We start from the raw sequence: 20,359 nt of genomic DNA, 5'->3' as shown, positions 1-20,359 counted from the left end.
CCAGAGCTTCACGCACGGAGGAGAAACACACATGGCACGAGCTGTCGGCATCGACCTCGGTACGACGAACAGCGTCGTCGCGGTCCTCGAGGGCGGCGAGCCCACGGTCATCGCCAACGCGGAGGGAGCGCGGACCACCCCGTCCGTCGTGGCCTTCGCGAAGAGCGGTGAGGTGCTCGTCGGCGAGGTCGCGAAGCGCCAGGCGGTCACCAACGTCGACCGCACCATCCGGTCGGTCAAGCGCCACATGGGCACCGACTGGACCCAGCACATCGGGGACCCGGTGGACAAGGACTTCACGCCGCAGCAGATCTCGGCGTTCATCCTGCAGAAGCTCAAGCGCGACGCGGAGGCCTACCTCGGCGAGACCGTCACCAACGCGGTGATCACGGTCCCGGCGTACTTCTCCGACGCGCAGCGGCAGGCCACCAAGGAGGCCGGCGAGATCGCGGGCCTCAAGGTCGACCGCATCGTCAACGAGCCCACCGCGGCCGCGCTGGCCTACGGCCTCGACAAGGGCGACGACCAGACGATCCTCGTCTACGACCTCGGTGGCGGCACCTTCGACGTGTCCCTGCTCGAGATCGGCGAGGGCGTCGTCGAGGTCAAGGCGACCAGCGGCGACAACCACCTCGGTGGCGACGACTGGGACAACGCGATCGTCGAGTGGATGGTCAAGAAGTTCAAGGACGCCAACGGCGTCGACCTGTCCGCCGACAAGATCGCCGCGCAGCGCCTCCAGGAGGCCGCAGAGAAGGCGAAGATCGAGCTGTCGTCGTCCAGCGACACCACGATCCACCTGCCCTACATCACCCACGGCGAGAACGGCCCGCTGCACTTCGAGGAGCGGCTCACCCGCTCCGAGTTCCAGCGGCTCACCGCCGGCCTGCTCGAGCGCACCAAGGCGCCCTTCCAGAACGTCCTCAAGGACGCCGGCGTCGCGCTCTCCGCGATCGACCACGTCGTCCTCGTCGGCGGCTCGACCCGGATGCCCGCGGTGACCGACCTGGTCAAGGAGATGCTCGGCGGCAAGGAGCCCAACAAGGGCGTCAACCCCGACGAGGTCGTCGCCGTCGGCGCCGCGCTCCAGGCCGGTGTGCTCGCCGGTGAGGTCAAGGACGTGCTGCTCCTCGACGTCACCCCGCTGTCCCTCGGCATCGAGACCAAGGGCGGCGTCTTCACCACCCTGATCGAGCGCAACACCACGATCCCGACCAAGCGGTCCGAGATCTTCACCACCGCCGACGACAACCAGCCGTCGGTCGAGATCAAGGTCGCCCAGGGCGAGCGCGCCATCTGGTCCCAGAACCAAGGCCTCGGCAACTTCGAGCTGACCGGCCTCCCGCCGGCCCCGCGCGGCGTGCCGAAGATCGAGGTCACCTTCGACATCGACGCCAACGGCATCGTCCACGTCTCCGCCAAGGACCAGGCGTCCGGCCGCGAGCAGTCCATGACGATCTCCGGCGGCAGCGCGCTGTCCAAGGACGACATCGACCGGATGGTCAAGGAGGCCGAGCAGTACGCCGAGGAGGACGCCAAGCGTCGCGAGGCCGTCGAGGTCCGCAACCAGGGCGACCAGCTCGTCTACACGACCGAGAAGTTCCTCGCCGACAACGGCGACAAGATCCCCGACGACGTCAAGGCCGAGGTGACCACCGACCTCGAGGCGCTGAAGGGCGTCCTCGAGAACGCCGAGTCGAGCGCCGAGGACCTCACCGCCGCCATCTCCAAGCTGGGCGAGTCCAGCCAGAAGATGGGCGCCGCGATGTACGCCGCCGCCGAGGCCGAGTCCGCCGCCGCGGGCGGCAGCACCGGCGCCACCGGTGAGTCCGACGACGACGTCGTCGAGGCCGAGATCGTCGACGAGGACACCGAGGGCGACGCCAAGTGACCGAGGACAACCTCAACCCGGAGGAGGGGGAGTCGCAGGAGACTGCGGCTCCCTCGCCCGAGGGCGAGCAGCCCGAGGCCGCCGAGAGCCCCGCGGCCGAGGCCGCCGAGCCGGCCGAGGCCACGCCCGAGGCCGACGAGCTGACCGTCACCAAGATGGAGCTCGAGGAACGGACCCTCGACCTGCAGCGCCTGCAGGCGGAGTTCCTCAACTACAAGCGGCGCGTCGAGCGCGATCGCGAGCTGCTACGCGAGAACGCGACCTATGCCGCGCTCACGCCGATCATCGACGTACTCGACACGATCGACCGGGCCCGCGAGCACGAGCCGCTCGAGGGCGGCTTCAAGGCCACGGCCGAGCAGCTCGAGCGCGTGGTCGCCGGGCTGGGCCTGGTGAAGTTCGGTGAGGTCGGCGACGCGTTCGATCCCACCATCCACGAGGCGCTGTCCCACATCGGCACCGACGCCGAGGTCGAGGTGACCACGTGCAAGGTGATCGCCAAGGCCGGCTACAAGATCGGCGACCGGGTGGTCCGCGCGGCACAGGTGCTGGTGGTCGACCCCGCTTGATGACAGACACGACAACGACGAGGAGGGAGGTGCGCGATGAGTGACGACGGCATCCGGTCCGACTGGGCGACCAAGGACTTCTACAAGGAGCTCGGGGTCGCGAAGACCGCGTCGCAGGACGAGATCAAGAAGGCCTACCGCAAGCTGGCGCGCGCCAACCACCCCGACTCCCATCCCGACGACACCGCCAAGCACGACCGGTTCAAGGCGATCGCCGAGGCGTACGACGTCATCGGCGACGCCGAGAAGCGCAAGAAGTACGACCAGGCCCGCGAGATGTTCAGCCGCGGCGGCTTCCCCGCCGGGGCCGGCTTCGGTGGGGGCGCCGGCGGCTTCGGCGGTGGCTTCGGTGGCAGCGTCAACGTGGAGGACCTGCTCCGCGACCGCGCGGGCGGCGGTGGTGGCTTCGGCGACCTGTTCGGCGACCTGTTCGGTGGCGGCGGCCGGGGCCGGGCCCGGGCGCCGCGGGCGACCCGCGGCGCGGACCTGGAGACGACCGCGACCATCGGCTTCACCGAGGCGCTCGAAGGCGCCACCGTGTCGCTGCGGGTCAGCTCCGACGGTGCCTGCGCGACCTGCCACGGCACGGGCGGCAAGCCCGGCACCCAGCCCCATGTCTGCCCGACCTGCGACGGCACCGGCTTCGTCACCGCCTCGGTGGGCGGCGCGTTCTCGATGAACGAGACCTGCCCGTCGTGCGGTGGCCGCCAGCTCGTCTACGACGACCCGTGCCCCACCTGCCACGGCACCGGCCAGGGCCGGGCCACCCGGACCATCCAGGCCAAGATCCCCGCGGGGGTCAAGGACGGCCAGCGGATCCGGCTGCGCGGCAAGGGCGCCCCGGGCGACAACGGCGGCCCCGCCGGTGACCTCTACGTCACCGTGAAGGTGACCGGGCACCGGGTGTTCGGTCGCAAGGGGGAGCACCTCACGGTCGACGTACCCGTGTCGTTCAGCGAGCTCGCGCTCGGCGCGGAGATCAAGATCCCGACGCTCGGCGGGGCCCCGGTGACCCTCAAGGTGCCCGCCGGCACGCCCAACGGGCGCACCTTCCGGGTGCGCGGCAAGGGGGCGACCAAGGCCGACGGCACCCGCGGCGACCTGCTGGCCACCGTCGAGGTGCAGGTGCCGAGCAGCCTCGGCGCCGACGCCAAGGAGGCGCTGGAGGCGTACGCCGCCGTCACCGACGACACCCGGCTGCGGTCGGGGCTGTTCCAGGACGCGGGCTGATGGCCGCCCGACCGCCGCAGGGTCCTCCCGGCGAGGAGGAGGCCGTCTACGTCATCAGCGTCGCGGCCCAGCTCAGCGGCCTGCACCCGCAGACGCTGCGGACCTACGAGCGGGTCGGGCTGATCACCCCCGGCCGCACCGGTGGCGGCGGTCGGCGCTACTCCTACCGCGACATCGAGCGGCTGCGCGAGATCGCGCAGCTCACCGCGTCCGGCATCGGCATCGAGGGCGTCAAGCGGATCCTCGACCTCGAGAACGCCGTCACCGCCCTGCGCGCCCGCAACGCCGAGCTGGTCGCCGAGCTCGAGGCGACCCGCGAGGCGCTGCGCCAGGCGTCGGCCGCGCGGCCCGTCGTACCGCGGAGCAACCTGCCCGCCCTGCCGACCTCCGCCGTCGGTCAGTCCGTCGTCGTCTGGCGCCGGAACCCCTGACCCGGCAGAAACTGGCTCGGGTTTTCCGCCGACCCGGCAGAAGGTAGCTCGGGATTTCCGCCGACCCGGCAGAAAGTAGCTCCGGATCTGCCTCGACCCGGCAGAAAGTGGTTCCGGAATCGTCGAGCCGGGCTGAGCTTTCTGCCGGGTGGGCGACTTTTTCGAGCCAGTTTCTGACGGGTCGGCGCCCTACGAGAGCCAGTTTCTGCCGGGTCGGCGCCCTACGAGAGCCAGTTTCTGCCGGGTCGGCGCCCTACGAGAGCCAGTTTCTGCCGGGTCAGCGGGGGAAGGTGCCCGCGCGGGCCTCGGCCCAGCAGGAGCGGTCGTCGATGCCGTCGGGGGTGGTGTTCGGGGTGCCGTTGGCGTTGAAGCCGGTGGCGTCCTTGAAGGCGAGCACCTGGATCCGCAGGTTCGGGAGGGTGATGTTGCCGCTCACCTGTGCCTGCCACAGCCGCCCGTAGACGCCGCTCAGGGTGCCGCGCGTCGCGTCGATGCCGGTGTAGCCCTGGCCGTTGACGTGGCCGCCGTTGGCGGTGCCGCCGTAGACCTGCGGACCGGACCCGCCGGGGCCGAAGAAGCCCCCGTCGTACGTCGACGGCACGCCGAACGGGTTCGCGACGTACGGCGCCGCGCCGGGCGCCGTGGTCAGGTCCGTCGTGGCCTGCCCGATCTGGGTGCTGCCCTGCAGGTTGATGCCGGTGCCGCGCAGCGTGGTGACGTCGAAGCCGGCGTCGGCGGCGCCGATCTCGAGCGCGGAGGTGCCGTCGCCCGAGGTCAGCTTGAGGGTGTACTTCACCGGTCCGACCGACTCGGTCTTCGACACGCACAGTCCGTCCATGCCGGCCCGGGCGAAGCCCGCCCGCAGCAGGTTCTTCCAGGTCCCGTCGCTCAGCCGCACCGGAGCCATGCCGAAGGCCGCGTCGTCGGCCGTGATCTGCGAGGACGAGAAGGTGGCGTCGCCGCCCTGGATGACGATCGTCGCGTCGAAGCCGAGGGCCTGCTGCCAGGTGAGGGTCGCGAGCGCGGCGAGCGCGCCCAGGGTGGTGCCGGCCGCCGCGGCCGCGCGACCCCATCGGGTTCCGTACCTGTCGGCCATCAGCCCACCGTGATCGTGGTGTTGGGGAGCTGGATCGAGTTGAGCGGGTTCCCGGAGCCGTCGACCGGGATCTGCGTGTACGGGTCGCTCGGGTTCTGCCGGTGGGTGACCAGGTAGTAGAAGTCCAGGTTCACGCCGAGCAGCGTGTAGTTGGAGCCGCCGCCGAGCCACTGCGCCAGGCCGCCGGAGAAGTCGGCGGCGCTGAGCTCGCAGGTGCCGCCGAAGCCGAGGAAGCCGCCGCGCGCGGTGCCGCCCACCAGGACGCAGGCCGCCTGGGTCGCCGTCGGCAGCTGCGCCACCGGGACCGTGAACGAGCTGTCCCCGGTCGCCAGCACCTCGGTCCACACGCCCGCGCCGCCGATGGTGATCGCCTGGTCCGGGTCGATGGTGAGTCGGTACGGCGCCGCCGGCTTGGGCTGCGGGGCGTCCCCGGTGTCGGCGTACAGCTGGATGTCGGTGGTGCCGTTCGCCGGGCAGGCGCCGACCGGCGTGGTGTCGCCGGTGCAGAACTGCAGCCCGCTGAACGCCACCTGGTAGAGGTCGGTGCGCGAGCCCGCCGCCGCGTAGTAGACGGTGCTGGGGAACTTCCGTCCGTACGCCGTGCGGATCTGCCCGATCGCCGCGTCCGGGTTCGAGGTGGCGACACTGCCGGACTGCAGGTGCCAGCGCACACCGGCCAGGCACGGGTAGGTCCGTCCGGCGGCGTTGAAGTCGCCGGACCCGTTGTCGAGCTGGACCTCCTGGCGCCGCTGCTGCGGGTTGGCGCTCCCCGGCTGGTCGCACGCGAAGGGCTGGTAGGCGCCGCTCTGCGCCTGCCCGAGCGCGCGGTCGCCGGCCCGGGGGAGCAGGACGACGGCGGCGGCCAGTGCCAGCACCGCGCCGAGCACGAGCGCGCGCTGCCGGACGAGCGACGGCGCCGCGCCGTGCTTCCTCACGAGACCGGGACGGACCGCCGGCGCCCGCCGCGCACGCGCCGGGGCGCCTTCTCGCCCCAGGCCCACACCATCGAGCCCCCGAGGATCCCGAGTACCGAGCCGACGAGGTAGCCGCCGAGGTTGGCGGCCACGAACGCCGCCAGGGCGAGCCCGACCGCGAGCAGGCCGACGAGTCCGCGGTAGTGCGGCGCGAACCAGGCGACCAGGCCGAACACGACCAGGCCGCCGCCGAGGATGTAGCCGGCCGAGTAGCTCCACCCGCCGCTCACCGCGAGCAGGAACGAGAAGAACATCGAGCGGACGATCCACGCCCCGGCGAGGATGCACCACAGTCCGCCCCAGAACGGACGGGTACGCCGGAACCCGCGGAAGGCCGTCCGCACGGCGCCGAGCCGCCGTCGTACCTGCGCGGCCATCAGCCGGCCGCCTGGGTCGGGCAGTCGGCCTGCGTCTTGTGGCCGGGCACGACCTTGATCTTGAGGTTCGGCAAGGTGATCGCTCCCTGCAGGTTGATGCCGTACGTGTCGCCGCCGAGGCCTCCGACGTTGAGCCGGTCGACGGTGAGGCCGAAGTCGCCGGCGTCGGGCGGGCTCTGCCCGGCGGGCCAGGCGATGCCCGCGGTGTCGTCGACGGTGTCGGCGCTCTGGCCGAGGTTCATGCCGCTGATCAGGTTGCCGAAGCCGTTGAGCGAGCGGGAGTTCACGAACAGGTTGCTGGCGGTGATGTGGTTGCCGCCGGTCAGCAGCCCGTTGCCGTCGAAGGTCAGCGCGTTGCCGGCTCCGTCGGTGGTGGTGTTGCTGCCGTTCGCGAACGAGCTCTTCACCGGTACGCCGGCCAGGATCATCAGCGAGACCTCGCCCACCACCGGCACGGTCTCGTAGGCGATCGCGCACAGTCCGGCGAGCTTCGCGGAGCGGATGCCGAGCTCCGCGACGCCGTTGTCCTGCCCGGTCGAGGTGTCGTTGGTGGACAGGAAGCCGGCGGCCTGCGCGCCCTGGAGGTAGTTGGAGTAGAGCTTGAACTCCTGGTTGGCGGTGGTGAAGTTCACCGCCAGCACATTGCTGCTGACCAGCTGGAACAGCGCCACGAGCGCGACCAGCCCGCCGGCGAGCGGCACCAGCGCCCGCCGGCGGGTGCCGAGGCGGACCTCGGTCATCGCGCCGCCCGTCGGGCCGCGCGCCGCTCGGCGCGCAGCGCGTCCTTGGCGGCGAAGCGGGCGAGCTGCTTGTCGGAGTACGGCGTCCAGGCGAAGACCAGCCCGGCGCCGGTGATGCCGAGGACCATGCCGACCAGCCAGCCGCCGAGGTTGGCCAGCGGCAGCGACGCGACCGCGAGCATCATGGCGACCAGGGCGGGGAAGTGCCGTTGCGCGGGTACGACGACCGCGATCCCCGCCGCGGCGAGCATGCCGCCGGCGAGCAGCAGCGGCGTGATGCTGCGGATGCCGACGGTCGTGTAGAACGCGAAGGTGCCGCCGAGGAGCGGCCGCGCGATGAAGTAGGCGCCCAGGGCGAGCACGAGCGCACCCCAGAACGGGCGGGTACGACGGAAGCGGGCGAAGGCGTGCCGGAGTGCGGCCGGCCGCGAGGTGCGGACCGGGCTCGCCGGGCCGGAGACGGTGGTGTCAGTCATGCGAGTTCCCAACGGGAGAGGTCGAACCTCGTGGGGCACGCGGCCGCGCGCCCCACGAGGGTGTGCTGGGCCTGAGATCAGGCCGGGCGACGGCGGCCGGGCGAGTGGCCCGTCCCGCCCGCCGTCGCGGGGTCGGCCTGGCTCAGTTGCCGAGCTTGACCGAGAGCGACAGGTTGTCGAGTGCGAGGCTCTCCAGCGTGATCGCGTAGGCCTTGGCGTTGACGTTCGGCAGGTCCGCCGAGGAGCTCGTCAGCGCGAAGGCGTCGGCGACGTACCCGCTGTCTGTCGCGGTGTTGGCGAATCCCGCCTCGGACTGCGCGACACCGATGGTGGTGGTGCCGAGCGTGGCGCCGTCGGGGGTGGTCAGGGTCTTGGCGTTGAGCCCGACCGATCCCAGTCCGATCGTGGTGTCCGTCGAGGTCACCTCGAGGTGCGCCGGCAGGTTGAGCAGCGGGATCGTCACGTCGGGCGTGATGACCTCGATGCCGCTCGCGTTGGTGTTCGCCCCGGTCTCCGCGTAGATCGTGGCCTGGTTGCCGCCGGCGACATTGGCCGCGCCGGTGCGCGCCTTGAGTCCGTCGCTGGTGATCCGGTCACTGTTGAGCGTGAAACCGTCGGCCGACGACAGCACGGCGCCGACCATTCCCTGCAGCATCGCGACACCGAGCCCTGCGGTCAGCAGGGTCGCCGGCACCGTGACAGCCGCGAACCGACCCAGACGGGTCCGGCCCATTCCTTCGACCTTCTTCAACTTTCCCTCCAAAAGGCGCCCGCCGATCCCTCCCGAACCGGCGGTGGAACGCTGGCCGCATCCCCATGCCTCTAGGCCAAGCGTGACGGAGTGTGACACACATCTCTGGGTGTGCGCGACATCCAGTAACAGATTTCTGCTCAGATCGTCTCGTCCGGTGCCGACGGCTCCGAGATGACGTACGGTTGCGCGCCGTGACCCACCGTGCCGACTCGCGACCCTGGCTGCGCACCGTCCTGGGACTCACCGCGCTGGTCGTCTTCTTCGCGGTGATGCTGGTCGTGATCGCGGCGCTCGCGTTCTCCGTGAAGGTGTCCGGGAGCAGCATGGAGCCGACCCTGTCGACCGGCGACCGGCTGCTCGTCGACCCGTTCGGGAAGGGCACGATCCACCGGTTCGACATCGTGGAGAGCACGCTCGGGGACCGCGAGATCCCTGTCGTGAAGCGGGTGATCGGGCTCCCGGGCGACCGGATCAAGGTGCGCGCCGACCAGGATCCGCCGGTCGTGCTGCTGCGTCCGGCGGGCGAGGACGCGACGTACGCCGTCGACAACCCGACCTGGGCCGGCCGGGTCGGCGCGAAGGTCCAGGCGTGCTGTGCCGAGGACGGCACCGCGCTGCCCGGTGGCGGCGGACCGGCCTGGGTGACGGTGCCGGCGGGCTCCTACTGGGTCGTCGGCGACAACTGGGGCGGCTCCGACGACTCGCGCACCTTCGGCTTCGTGCGCTCCGCCCAGGTGCGGGCGCGGATCGTGTTCCGGCTGCAGCCGCTCGGCGAGCTCGGCGGCCTGCCCGACCAGGCCCGGCTGGTGCCCGTCGACGGCTGAGTCCGGCACTGTCCGTGACTCGATGTCGCGGAAACCCTCGCCAAGGCCGGGGTCGGTGGTCTAGTGTCCCGGCCCGGGAGAGAGGACCGGTTCGGCGGCACATGGGACGCCGGCCCGGGAGAGTGAAGGCAGGTACCCATGTTCTCGGACGACCTCGGCGGCGTCGGCTTCTGGTCGATCCCCCTGTTCACGGGCGTCATCGGCTGGCTGATCAACTGGTCGGGCCTGTGGATGCTGTTCTCACCGGTCCACTTCCGCGGGGTGCGGCTGCCCGGCCTGGCCCAGGTCGCGCCGGCGCTGCCGCGCCGGGTGCAGGAGGTGCCGGGCGTGCTGCGCGGTCGCCTCGGGTGGCAGGGCATCGTGCCGGCCCGGGCGGCGAAGATGGGGAGCATCGCCGTCGACAAGGCGATCTCCCGGATCGGTACGCCGCGCGAGTTCTACGAGCGGCTCGACCCGGACGCGATCGCCGACCACATCGTGCAGGCGTTCCGGCCCGGCGTACCGCTCCTCGTCGACGAGATCATGTGGCGCGAGCACCCGCAGCTGTGGGCGAACCTGCCGCGCGGCATCCGCACGGGCGTCCTGGACCGGGTGCAGGCCCAGCTGCCGCAGGTCGCGACCCGGGTGACCGCGGAGATCGGCGAGCACATCGACCAGCTGCTCGATCCCAAGCTGATGGTGATCGACCACTTCGAGCGGCACCCGGAGGTCGTGGTCCGGATCTTCCGCGACTTCGGCGCCCGGGAGCTGCGGATGATGGTGGTCTTCGGCTTCGTGTTCGGCTTCCTGCTGGGCATCCCGGTCGCCGTCGCCGACCACGCACTGCACCAGTGGTGGCTGCTGCCGGTGCTCGGCGTCGGGGTCGGCTGGGTGACCAACCGGCTCGGCATGTGGCTGATCTTCGAGCCACCGGAGCCGCGCCGGGTCGGCCCGTTCCGGGTGCAGGGCCTGTTCGCCCGGCGGCAGTGGGAGGCGGCCGACGTCTACGCACGCCACATCGCCGCCGACGTGATCACCCTGGAGCGGATCGGCGCGCACCTGCTCGACGGGCCCGCCGGCGACCGCACCCGGCAGGTGATCGTGACCGCTCTGCATCCCGCCGTCGACCAGGCGCTCGGTCCGTTCGTCCCCGCCGTCCGTGCCGCCATCGGACCCCGTCGGCTGGAGGCGATCCGCCGGTCGGTGGCGCTGGAGGCCGCCGACCGGACCCTGGTGCCGCTGCGCGACGCCGACTTCAGCGCCCGGCAGTCGGTCCGGATCCGGGAGCTGGTCGCCGAGCGCTGCCGGGCGCTGCCGCCGCGGGACTTCGTGGAGATGATGCGGGCGGCCATCAAGGAGGACGAGTGGCTGCTCTACGCCCACGGCGCGATCATGGGCGCCGCCGGCGGCTTGGTGCACCTGTGGCTGTTCGGCGTCGGCGGCTGAGGTACGCCGACCCGGCAGAAAGTCGCGCCGGGTGGGCGTCGACCCGGCAGAAAGTCGCGCCGGGTGGGCGTCGACCCGGCAGAAAGTCGCGCCGGGTGGGCGTCGACCCGGCAGAAAGTCGCGCCGGGTCGACGCCGATCGCGAGCCATCTTCTGCCGGGTCGGCGAGATCGAGGAGCCACTTTCTGCCGGGTCACGGGTTCCTGCGACACCGTGACCTGAGATCCCTGTGCCGGTTACCACAACAGGCGTTAACCTCCACCCGTCGGGTCCGTCGGCATGGGGGCCGGGCTGACGAGGACGAGAGGTGCGCGTGGACGCAGTGCTGGACGGGCTCAGGGACTGGGCCGACCACGTCGACTGGTTCGCCTTCGTGTCGATCCCGTTCTTCACGGGCATCATCGGCTGGCTGATCAACTGGTCGGGCCTGTGGATGCTGTTCAAGCCGATCAACTTCTACGGCGTGCGCATCCCCGGCCTGCGCGAGGTGGCCGGCGTACTCCCGCGCAAGCTGCAGGAGGTCCCCGGCTGGATGGAGGGCGGCCTCGGCTGGCAGGGCATCGTCCCGGCCCGCGCCGCCAAGATGGGCAGCATCGCCGTCGACAAGGTGATCGCCAAGCTCGGCACGCCCGCGGAGTTCTACGCCCAGCTCGAGCCCGACCAGATCGCCGAGCACATCGTCGCCGTCTTCCGTCCCGACCTGCCGGCCCTGGTCGACGAGGTGATGATGCGCGAGCACCCGCGGCTGTGGCGCGACCTCCCGCGCCCGGTGCGCCAGGCGGTCATCGACCGGGTCCAGGCCCAGCTGCCGGGCGTCGTCAAGACCATCACCGACGAGATCGGCGTCCACATCAACCAGCTGCTCGACCCGAAGATCATGGTCATCGACCACTTCCGGAAGAACCCCGAGCTGGTGGTCAAGGTCTTCAAGGACGTCGGCCAGCGCGAGCTCAACCTGATGGTCGCGTTCGGCTTCATCTTCGGGTTCCTACTCGGCGTCCCGGTGGCGATCATCGACCAGACCTGGCACATCTGGTGGCTGCTGCCGCTGCTCGGCATCGTCGTCGGCTGGGTGACCAACCTGCTCGGCATGTGGCTGATCTTCGACCCGCCGGAGGAGAGGCGGATCCTCGGCATCAAGGTGCAGGGCCTGTTCCTGCGCCGCCAGGACGAGTGCGCCGAGGTCTACGCCCGGATCATCGCCGACGACGTGATCACCCTGGAGCGGATCGGCGACTTCCTGATGGATGGCCCGCGCGGTGACCGCACCCGCCAGATGATCGCCACCGCCATGCGCCCGGCGATTGACAAGGCCGCCGGCCCGCTGCGCGGCGCCGTCAACGTCGCCATGGGCGGGCGCCGCTACGACAGCATCAAGGACTCCTTCGCCCAGGAGGCGGTCGGCCGCACCATCACCCCGTTCCGCGACGCGGAGTTCAGCCGCCAGCAGTCCGAGAAGATCCGGGTGCTCATCGCCCGGCGTACCAAGGAGCTGCCGCCCAAGGACTTCGTCGAGATGATGCGCTCGGCGATCAAGGAGGACGAGTGGATGCTCTACGCCCACGGCGCGATCATGGGAGCCGCCGGCGGGTTCATCCACCTCGGGATCTTCAATTGGGGTTGGATCCCCGGATTCCCGCCGTCGTGATCCGCCCGAGCACCGAAAGGCAGCGATGACTGAGGACCTCGACCAGGACGGCCTGCCGCGGCTGCCCGCGCTGACCGGGCCCGCGGTGGCGGAGTCGCTGCCGGGGCTGGCCCGGGTCGCCGGATCGGCCGCGCTGCACACCGCCGGCTGGGGACTGCGCACGACCACCCGCAACTGGATGCGGGTCGGGCGCGCGGTGACCAGCCGCGACGAGGCGGCGTCGCTGATCCGCGACGTCGGCTCGTACGTCGGCGCGCTCGGCGAGGTCGCCAAGCAGGTGTCCGGCGGGGTGCCCGTCGCCACCGCGCTGCTGCGTGCGGGGGAGTCTCTCGGCGGCGGCGCGGAGCGGCCGCGGGAGGTGCTCCCCGGTCCGCTGGTCGACGGCCAGGTGGTGGCCTCTCGGCCCCAGTCGCTGCGGGACCGCGGCAAGGACCTGCTCGAGCGCTCGCGGGACGTGTGGAGCACCGACGACCGCCACCCCGCGTTCGACCGGATCCTCGACGAGCTCGCCCCCGACGAGGCCCGGATCCTGGTCATGCTGCTGCGCGACGGGCCGCAGCCGTCGGTCGACGTGCGCACGGGTGGGCCGATCGGCATGGTCAGCAGTCAGCTGATCGCCCCCGGTCTCAACATGGTCGGGCCGCGGGCCGGGCTGCGCTACCTCGAGCAGGTGCCGTCGTACCTCAACAACCTGTTCCGGCTCGGCCTGGTCTGGTTCTCCCGCGAGCCGGTGCGCGACCACCTGGAGTACCAGGTGCTCGAGGCGCAGCCCGACGTGCTGGCCGCCCTGCACTCGGTGAAGTTCGCGAAGGTCGTGCGGCGCAGCATCCACCTCACGCCGTTCGGCGAGGAGTTCTGCAAGCTGGCGCTGGTCGACGAGCAGACCGCGTCGAGCGCGGACCTGCCCGAACACGAGGCGCCGCCGGAGGTCGAGGGGCAGTGACCCGCGTCAGCGGATGATCCGGCCCCCCGCGGTGCGCCACCACGCGGCGGCCGCGCGGACGCCGTCCGGCAGGGTCCGGTCGGCGGCCAGCTGCGCGAGCTCGGGCTGCTGGGACATTCCGGCGGCGAACATCGCCTCGTAGCCGACCTGGTCCTCGCGCCGGACCAGCGTGCAGAGCAGCTCGCGCTCCAGCGGTACGCCGGCGAACCCGCAGATGCTGAGGCCCGCGCCACGCAGCACCTGGTCCTCGGACGCCAGCCACGGCGCCGGGTCGGCCGTGTCGAAGGGGATCATCAGGTTGGCGAACGCGAACGCCGCGCCGTGTCGGGTGATCTCGTCGGGTCCGGCCAGCGCCGAGCGGCAGATGAGCTCGCGGACGTGGTCGGCGAACGGCGAGGCCACCAGCAGGAAGGACGACGTCGTCACGTGGGTGGCGCGGAAGTCGTAGAGCACCTCGAACAGCAGCCGGGCCAGCATCGCCTCGCCGGCCTGGGCGTCGGTGCGCTCGGCGATCTCGGCGGCCAGCGCGGCGGCGTAGGTGTAGTGGTGGTTGCGGCGGGTCCGGGTCCAGGCCGCCGCACGCCGCGGCTCGACCAGCTCCTCGGTGAGCCGGTCGCGCACCGCCGTGCGGAACTCCGGCGGGCAGCCGGCGAGGGTGGCGCTGAGGATCGGCTGCCGCAGCGGGTCTCCGGCCGCGGCGTCGCACGCGGCGGCGTACACCGGGACCAGGGGCTGCCAGTCCGCCCGGCGCAGACCGCCGACGCTGCGCATGTTCTGGATGCCGAGGCATCCGGCGCGCGCGATGTGCCACGACTCGTGCGACAGCAGCTCGCCGCACCACGCCACCAGGTCGGTGGTGGGCAGCTCGGTGATCGCGCTGAGCAGGTCGGCGGGGCGCTGCATGCCCGGCTGCTCGACGGCGTCCCGGATCGCGGCGCCGACGACGTCGGCGTACGGACTGCAGCGCAGCTTGCTGAGCGCCTCGTAGCGCAGCTGGTAGGCGAGCCCCGCGGCGCGGCCCACCTCGTCGGCCAGCCGGACCACGAGCGGGCGGATCGTGTGCGCCGGCATCCCGAAGGGCGTGAGCACGTGGTACTCCGCGAAGCGCAGCCAGTCCTGCGCGCTCGGGTCGGGTGACTGGACCGCGTCGACCGCCGCGGTGAACCCGGTCAGGCTCGGGTCCGGGACGTACGGGTCGGCGTCGGCCGGGGCGTAGGCGAAGGTGCGGCACAGCACGTCGACCGGCGCGCGCAGGTGGCCGTGGGGCAGCCCGAGGGCCCGCTCGTACGCGTCGACCACCGACCCGCTGCGGCGGCCGGTGGTCTCGACGCGGGACAGGGTCGCGGCCGAGAGTCCGCCGCCGCTACGGGCCGCGAACTCGCGCAACGGCACGCCGGCCGAGACCCGGCTGGTCCGCAGCAGCCACCCGATCCGCGCGGCGACGTCGATCCGCGCACCCGCGAGCGGGGTCGGGTCGTCGATCTCTTCGGTGTGCCGAGCCATCTCGACATGGTGCCCGCGACGGCCGCCGTGCGCTGCGTTTCACGACGTGTCGGCGCCGAAACAATCGCTTTCGAGGACACCGTGCGTGGCACGTTGTTCCCGGCGCGGTCGGCCTGCGGCCAGCGCGATGTGGGGTCGCGTCCTCGATTCGGGGACCAGGGGAGGCCCGGGCCGACCGCCACGTCGTCCGTCGTCCGTCGTCCGTCGTCCCGTCGTCCGTCGTACTCGCAGCCGGTCGGGCCGGTGGTGGCGTGCCTGCGGTGGTCGGTGTCGAGCGGGGCTGTAACACGTAGTTCGCGGCTCTCCACGACCCGAGTCGTCTGTTGCGGACCCGGACAGACCCCTTCGAGCGACGTCCCAGGTCGCCAACAGCGGCGAACTGCGTGTTACAGCGGCCGGCCCCACGAGGTCGCGCCCGCCCCCCCCGACAGGTCACGAGAATCCTAGACTTGAGTGGAATGCACTCAACTTTCCTGACGTTGGATGTATAACTCGATCATCCCGACGACACAGGAGACACTCTGCACATGAGCCAATTCGGGGCCGACAAGTTCACCACGCGCAGCCGCGAGGCGATCGAGGCTGCCCAGCTCGCCGCGACCACGGCGGGCAACACCAGCGTCGAGCCGATCCACCTGCTCGTCGCCCTGCTGCTGCAGGAGGAGGGGACCGCCGCGCACCTCGTCGCGAAGGCCGGGGTCGACGTGTCGGCCCTGGTCCACGCCGCCTCGGCGGCCCGCGACGGGCTGCCGCGCGCCAGCGGCGCCACCGTCCAGCAGCCGGCCGGATCCGCGGCCCTGACCCGGGTCCTCGCCTCCGCGCTGGACCTGGCGCGGTCGATGAAGGACGAGTACGTCGCGACCGAGCACCTGCTCATCGCGCTCGCCACCGTCGAGTCCTCGGCCCAGCAGGTCCTGGTCGACGCGGGGCTGAGCGGCGACGCGCTGCGTGAGTCGCTCACGGCCGTGCGCGGCAACCGGCGGGTGACCTCGCAGGACGCCGAGGCGACGTACGAGGCGCTCGAGAAGTACTCCGTCGACCTCACCGCCGCCGCCGAGGAGGGCAAGCTGGACCCGGTCATCGGCCGCGACCAGGAGATCCGGCGCGTGGTGCAGGTGCTCTCGCGTCGGACGAAGAACAACCCGGTGCTCATCGGCGAGCCCGGCGTCGGCAAGACCGCCGTCGTCGAGGGCCTCGCCCAGCGCGTCGTCGCCGGCGACGTCCCCGACTCCCTGAAGGGCAAGCGCGTGCTGAGCCTGGACCTGATGGGCATGGTCGCGGGCGCGAAGTACCGCGGTGAGTTCGAGGAGCGGCTCAAGGCCGTGCTCGACGAGATCAAGCAGTCCGAGGGCCAGGTCATCACCTTCATCGACGAGCTGCACACCGTCGTCGGCGCGGGCGCGGGCGGCGACTCGCAGATGGACGCCGGCAACATGCTCAAGCCGATGCTGGCCCGGGGCGAGCTGCACATGATCGGCGCGACCACGCTCGACGAGTACCGCGAGTCGATCGAGAAGGATCCCGCGCTGGAGCGTCGCTTCCAGCAGGTCTTCGTCGGCGAGCCCTCGGTCGAGGACACCATCCAGATCCTGCGCGGCATCCAGGAGAAGTACGAGGCCCACCACGGCGTCCGGATCACCGACGCCGCGCTGGTGGCCGCCGCGACCCTGTCCGACCGCTACATCAGCGGCCGACAGCTCCCCGACAAGGCGATCGACCTCGTCGACGAGGCCGCGTCCCGGCTGCGGATGGAGATCGAGTCCTCCCCGGAGGAGATCGACCAGCTGCGCCGTCAGGTCGACCGGCTCAAGATGGAGGAGTTCGCGCTCGCCAAGGAGTCCGACGACGCCTCCCGCGAGCGGCTCGACGTACTGCGGGGCGACCTCGCCGACAAGGAGGAGGAGCTGCGCGGGCTGGAGGCCCGCTGGGAGCGGGAGAAGGCCGAGCTCGAGGGCGAGGGCGTGCTGCGCCGTCAGCTCGACCAGCTCCGCGTCGAGGCCGAGCGGCTGCAGCGCGAGGGCGACCTCGGTGGTGCGAGCGCCATCCTCTACGGCCAGATCCCCGCGCTGGAGCAGCAGATCAAGGCCGTCGAGGCGGCCGAGGACGCCGAGCCGGCCGGCGAGAAGCTCGTCGGCGAGGAGGTCGGGGCCACCCAGGTCGCCGAAGTGGTCGAGGCCTGGACCGGCATCCCCACCGGACGCCTGCTGCAGGGCGAGACCGCCAAGCTGCTCGACATGGAGCAGGTCATCGGCGCCCGCCTGATCGGCCAGGCCGACGCGGTGCGAGCCGTCAGCGACGCCGTACGCCGGGCCCGGGCCGGGATCTCCGACCCGAACCGACCCACCGGCTCCTTCCTGTTCCTCGGTCCCACGGGTGTCGGCAAGACCGAGCTCGCCAAGTCGCTCGCCGACTTCCTGTTCGACGACGACCGGGCGATCGTGCGCATCGACATGAGCGAGTACGCCGAGAAGCACTCCGTCGCGCGGCTCGTCGGCGCCCCTCCGGGCTACGTCGGGTACGACGAGGGCGGCCAGCTCACCGAGGCGGTCCGCCGGCGTCCGTACTCCGTCGTCCTGCTGGACGAGGTCGAGAAGGCGCACCCCGAGGTCTTCGACATCCTGCTGCAGGTGCTCGACGACGGCCGGCTCACCGACGGGCAGGGGCGCACGGTCGACTTCCGCAACACGATCCTGATCCTCACCTCCAACCTGGGCTCGCAGTTCCTGGTCGACCCGACCATGGCCCCGGACGTGCAGAGGGAGGCGGTCCTGGGGGTCGTGCGGGCGTCCTTCAAGCCCGAGTTCCTCAACCGGCTCGACGAGATCGTCACCTTCGACGCGCTCTCCCGCGAGGACCTGGCCCAGATCGTGGAGCTGCTGCTCCGCTCCCTGGAGGCGCGGCTCGCCGCCCGCCGGATCTCGCTGTCGGTCACGCCCGAGGCGCGGGCCTGGCTGGCCGAGACCGGCTACGACCCGGCGTACGGCGCCCGGCCGCTGCGGCGGCTGATCCAGACCGCCATCGGCGACCCGCTCGCCCGGATGCTGATCGGCGGCGAGGTCGCCGACGGTGGGTCGGTCACGGTCGACCGGGGGGAGGACGGGTTGGTGCTGGCGGGGTGAGGTGAGCGGGTGCAGGAATCGCCGGTCGACCGGCGATTCCTGCACTTGTCGGGCGTTGCAACGCAGGACAAGCGCAAGAAACGCCCGTCAAGTGTGACGTGTGGGGCGATCTGGTGGAATGGGAGCCATGAGCGAGCAGCAGCCCCGGCCGGGACAGGCGACGCTGGCGGGCGCGCTGATCATCGGCGGGTCGGTGTTCGTCGTCCTGGCCGCGTGGCAGCGGATCTCCACGCTGCACACCATCGCGGTGCAGGAGGAGCTGCAGAAGGTCCTCACCGAGCCGATGACCGCCGACCTCGGCCTGGACGCCGATGGGCTCGCCACCATGATCCGGATCCTCTGCCTGGTCGGCGCGGGGGCGGCGACGGCGTCGGCGATCCTCGGCATCCAGGTCTTCAAGCGCTCGGCGAGCGCCCGGGTCGCGCTGACCGCGCTGGCGCCGCTGCTGTTCGTCGGCGGTCTCGCGACGGCCGGCTTCCTGGCGCCGATGGTGCTCGCCGGGATCGCCTTGCTGTGGCTGCAGCCCACCCGCGACTGGTACGCCGGCCGGCCCTGGGCCCAGCGCCTCGAGGAGCGCCAGGCGGCGCGCCTGGCGGCGATCCGGTCCGCGACCCAGTCCGGCCGCTCGACCCGGACGCCGCCGCCCGGCCCCAGCCAGCAGCCCCACCAGCCCGGTCACCTGCCCGGTCACCTGCCCGGTCCCGTCGCCGGACCGGTGATCGGCGCCGCGCCGCCCCTGCGGGGGCCGGTGGTGGGACCCCGGCCGCCGGCGCTGGTGGCCGCGTGCGCGATCACCTGCGTCGTGGCGGTCACCGTCGTGCTGGTGGTGGCCGGCATGGTCGCCTACGTCGCGGCCAACAGCGAGCAGGTGTTCGCCGACGTGATGCGGGACCAGCCGTCGTGGCTGGACACCTCGCAGGTCACCGAGCGCGACCTGGTGGCCGGCATCTACGTGCTCCTGGCCGGTGTCACCGCCTGCGCGCTGGGCGCGATCGTGCTGGCCGCGCTGGCGTTCGTCGGCCAGAACTGGGCCCGGATCCTGCTCGCCATCGGCGCGGCCTCCGGGGCCGCGCTCGCGCTCTTCCTCGCGCTCGGCGCCTGGCCGCTGGTGATCCTGGTCGCCGCCCTCGCCGGCACGACCAGCCTGCTGCTGCGGCCCGAGGTCAGTCGCTGGTACGTCGGGCGCTGAGGTCGGCGGCGCCGAGCCGGCGTACCGCCTCGGCGATGACCTCCGGTCGCTTGCAGAACGCCCAGCGGACCAGCCGGCGTCCGCTGCCGGGCGCGTCCGGGTCGTCGTAGAACACCTCCGAGGGGATCGCGACCACCCCGGCGCGCTCGGGCAGGGCGCGGCAGAAGTCGCGGCCGCTGGCCCAGCCGAGCGTGGTGACGTCGGTGGTGGCGAAGTAGGTGCCCTCGGGCACGTACGTCGTCAGCCCGGCCGCGCGCAGCCCCGCGACCAGCTGGTCGCGCTGCGCCTCGAGGTCCCGGGCCAGCCGGGCCGGGAAGGCGTCGCCGGCGTCGAGGGCCGCGGCCACCGCGGGCTGCAGCGGCGCGCCGGAGGTGAAGGTCAGCCACTGCTTGGCGGCGCTGACCGCCGCCACCAGCTCGGCCGGGCCGGTCGCCCAGCCGACCTTCCAGCCGGTCACCGACCAGGACTTCCCCGCACTCGACAGGGTGAGGGTGCGCTCGGCCATGCCGGGCAGCGTCGAGATCGGCACGTGCGGGCGGCCGTCGAAGGTGAGGTGCTCGTAGACCTCGTCGGTCACGACCAGCAGGTCGTGCGCGATCGCGACCCGTGCGACGGCGGCCAGCTCGTCGGCGTCGAGCACCCGGCCCGTCGGGTTGTGCGGGGTGTTGAGCAGGATCAGCTTGGTCCGCCCGGTCACCGCGGCCTCCAGTTCGGCCGGGTCGAGCCGGAAGTCGGGAGCACGCAGGGTGACCGGTCGCCGTACGCCGCCGGCGAAGTCGATCATCGCGGTGTAGGAGTCGTAGTAGGGCTCGAGCACCACCACCTCGTCGCCCGGGTCGACCAACCCGAGCAGCGCGCCGGCGATCGCCTCGGTGCAGCCCGTGGTCACCACGACCTGGCGGTCCGGGTCGAGCTCGATGGCGTAGTGGCGCTGCTGATGGCGCGCGATCGCCTGGCGCAGCGCGGGCACGCCGGGCCCGGGCGCGTACTGGTTGGCGCCTCCGCGCACCGCCGCGACGGCCGCGTCGAGGATGACCGGCGGCCCGTCGGTGTCGGGGAAGCCCTGACCGAGGTTGACGGCGCCGGTCCGGACCGCGAGCGCGGACATCTCGGCGAAGATGGTCGTCCCCATCCCGGCGACGCGTCGGGCAGCAGCAGGCATGGGGCACAC

General features: G+C 72.0%; 18 protein-coding genes. 10 read left to right on the top strand and 8 right to left on the bottom strand.

Annotated elements, in window-relative coordinates; all coding sequences use genetic code 11:
- Positions 1 to 31: 31 nt before the first annotated feature.
- From dnaK to JOD66_RS08635, 4 genes are read left to right on the top strand one after another with little or no spacing between them, the layout of a single operon-like run.
- Complete coding sequence (dnaK, locus tag JOD66_RS08650) at positions 32 to 1,891, top strand: molecular chaperone DnaK (protein WP_204836481.1); 1,860 nt, start codon at positions 32 to 34, stop codon at positions 1,889 to 1,891.
- On the top strand, positions 1,888 to 2,460 hold the full coding sequence (gene grpE, locus JOD66_RS08645; protein WP_204836480.1) for a nucleotide exchange factor GrpE: 573 nt from the start codon (positions 1,888 to 1,890) through the stop codon (positions 2,458 to 2,460). Before dnaK ends, grpE begins: the two co-directional genes overlap by 4 nt.
- A gap of 36 nt (positions 2,461 to 2,496) precedes the next feature.
- The gene (gene dnaJ / locus JOD66_RS08640) at positions 2,497 to 3,690 is read left to right on the top strand and encodes a molecular chaperone DnaJ (protein ID WP_204836479.1); all 1,194 of its coding nucleotides are present in this window, start codon (positions 2,497 to 2,499) and stop codon (positions 3,688 to 3,690) included.
- Positions 3,690 to 4,121 carry a heat shock protein transcriptional repressor HspR gene (locus JOD66_RS08635; protein WP_204836478.1) on the top strand — a complete coding sequence of 144 codons (432 nt, stop codon included), beginning with the start codon at positions 3,690 to 3,692 and terminating at the stop codon, positions 4,119 to 4,121. Before dnaJ ends, JOD66_RS08635 begins: the two co-directional genes overlap by 1 nt.
- A 277-nt stretch (positions 4,122 to 4,398) precedes the next feature.
- On the opposite strand, the gene JOD66_RS08630 is transcribed toward JOD66_RS08635, so the two are convergent.
- From JOD66_RS08630 to JOD66_RS08605, 6 genes are all read right to left on the bottom strand, one after another.
- Positions 4,399 to 5,217: a DUF6230 family protein gene (locus tag JOD66_RS08630; RefSeq protein WP_204836477.1), complete on the bottom strand. Its 819-nt coding sequence runs from the start codon at positions 5,215 to 5,217 to the stop codon at positions 4,399 to 4,401.
- Positions 5,217 to 6,152: a hypothetical protein gene (locus JOD66_RS08625; RefSeq protein ID WP_204836476.1), complete on the bottom strand. Its 936-nt coding sequence runs from the start codon at positions 6,150 to 6,152 to the stop codon at positions 5,217 to 5,219. Before JOD66_RS08625 ends, JOD66_RS08630 begins: the two co-directional genes overlap by 1 nt.
- On the bottom strand, positions 6,149 to 6,568 hold the full coding sequence (locus tag JOD66_RS08620) for a DUF6114 domain-containing protein (RefSeq protein WP_204836475.1): 420 nt from the start codon (positions 6,566 to 6,568) through the stop codon (positions 6,149 to 6,151). The genes JOD66_RS08625 and JOD66_RS08620 overlap by 4 nt, the downstream gene beginning before the upstream one ends.
- Positions 6,568 to 7,308, bottom strand: a complete 741-nt coding sequence (locus JOD66_RS08615) for a DUF6230 family protein (RefSeq protein WP_204836474.1) — start codon at positions 7,306 to 7,308, stop codon at positions 6,568 to 6,570. Before JOD66_RS08615 ends, JOD66_RS08620 begins: the two co-directional genes overlap by 1 nt.
- Positions 7,305 to 7,784 (bottom strand): DUF6114 domain-containing protein, encoded by a 480-nt coding sequence (locus JOD66_RS08610; RefSeq protein ID WP_204836473.1) that lies wholly within the window; start codon positions 7,782 to 7,784, stop codon positions 7,305 to 7,307. The genes JOD66_RS08615 and JOD66_RS08610 overlap by 4 nt, the downstream gene beginning before the upstream one ends.
- A 142-nt stretch (positions 7,785 to 7,926) precedes the next feature.
- Positions 7,927 to 8,517: a DUF6230 family protein gene (locus tag JOD66_RS08605; RefSeq protein WP_204836472.1), complete on the bottom strand. Its 591-nt coding sequence runs from the start codon at positions 8,515 to 8,517 to the stop codon at positions 7,927 to 7,929.
- Positions 8,518 to 8,729: 212 nt separating this feature from the next.
- Between JOD66_RS08605 and lepB the strand changes: the two genes are divergently transcribed.
- The 4 genes from lepB to JOD66_RS08585 all read left to right on the top strand — a co-directional run bounded on the left by lepB (position 8,730) and on the right by JOD66_RS08585 (position 13,377).
- Positions 8,730 to 9,362 carry a signal peptidase I gene (gene lepB, locus JOD66_RS08600; protein ID WP_204836471.1) on the top strand — a complete coding sequence of 211 codons (633 nt, stop codon included), beginning with the start codon at positions 8,730 to 8,732 and terminating at the stop codon, positions 9,360 to 9,362.
- Between the two features lie 138 nt (positions 9,363 to 9,500).
- Positions 9,501 to 10,787: a DUF445 domain-containing protein gene (locus JOD66_RS08595; RefSeq protein WP_204836470.1), complete on the top strand. Its 1,287-nt coding sequence runs from the start codon at positions 9,501 to 9,503 to the stop codon at positions 10,785 to 10,787.
- Positions 10,788 to 11,099: 312 nt separating this feature from the next.
- Complete coding sequence (locus JOD66_RS08590) at positions 11,100 to 12,434, top strand: DUF445 domain-containing protein (protein WP_307823395.1); 1,335 nt, start codon at positions 11,100 to 11,102, stop codon at positions 12,432 to 12,434.
- Between the two features lie 25 nt (positions 12,435 to 12,459).
- Positions 12,460 to 13,377, top strand: a complete 918-nt coding sequence (locus JOD66_RS08585; RefSeq protein WP_204836468.1) for an Abi-alpha family protein — start codon at positions 12,460 to 12,462, stop codon at positions 13,375 to 13,377.
- Positions 13,378 to 13,383: 6 nt separating this feature from the next.
- Here JOD66_RS08585 and JOD66_RS08580 read toward each other — a convergent pair whose 3' ends face one another.
- Positions 13,384 to 14,880 (bottom strand): helix-turn-helix domain-containing protein, encoded by a 1,497-nt coding sequence (locus JOD66_RS08580; protein ID WP_204836467.1) that lies wholly within the window; start codon positions 14,878 to 14,880, stop codon positions 13,384 to 13,386.
- 527 nt (positions 14,881 to 15,407) lie between these two features.
- Here JOD66_RS08580 and clpB point away from each other — a divergent pair.
- Together clpB and JOD66_RS08570 are read left to right on the top strand one after the other, a co-directional pair.
- A complete protein-coding gene (clpB, locus tag JOD66_RS08575) occupies positions 15,408 to 17,999 on the top strand; it encodes an ATP-dependent chaperone ClpB (protein ID WP_204836466.1) in 2,592 nt (863 codons plus the stop codon).
- A 127-nt stretch (positions 18,000 to 18,126) separates the two neighbouring features.
- Positions 18,127 to 19,188: a hypothetical protein gene (locus JOD66_RS08570; RefSeq protein WP_204836465.1), complete on the top strand. Its 1,062-nt coding sequence runs from the start codon at positions 18,127 to 18,129 to the stop codon at positions 19,186 to 19,188.
- On the opposite strand, the gene JOD66_RS08565 is transcribed toward JOD66_RS08570, so the two are convergent.
- Entirely contained in the window at positions 19,163 to 20,350 is a 1,188-nt protein-coding gene (locus tag JOD66_RS08565) for a pyridoxal phosphate-dependent aminotransferase (protein WP_204836464.1), read from the bottom strand. The two genes, JOD66_RS08570 and JOD66_RS08565, sit on opposite strands and share 26 nt — an antisense overlap.
- Between the last annotated feature and the right edge of the window lie 9 nt (positions 20,351 to 20,359).

This window comes from Nocardioides nitrophenolicus (genome assembly GCF_016907515.1).
In the GTDB taxonomy this organism is placed as follows: domain Bacteria; phylum Actinomycetota; class Actinomycetes; order Propionibacteriales; family Nocardioidaceae; genus Nocardioides; species Nocardioides nitrophenolicus.
Note: the sequence above shows the minus strand (reverse complement) of the source record. Positions and strands in the feature narration are given on the sequence as shown.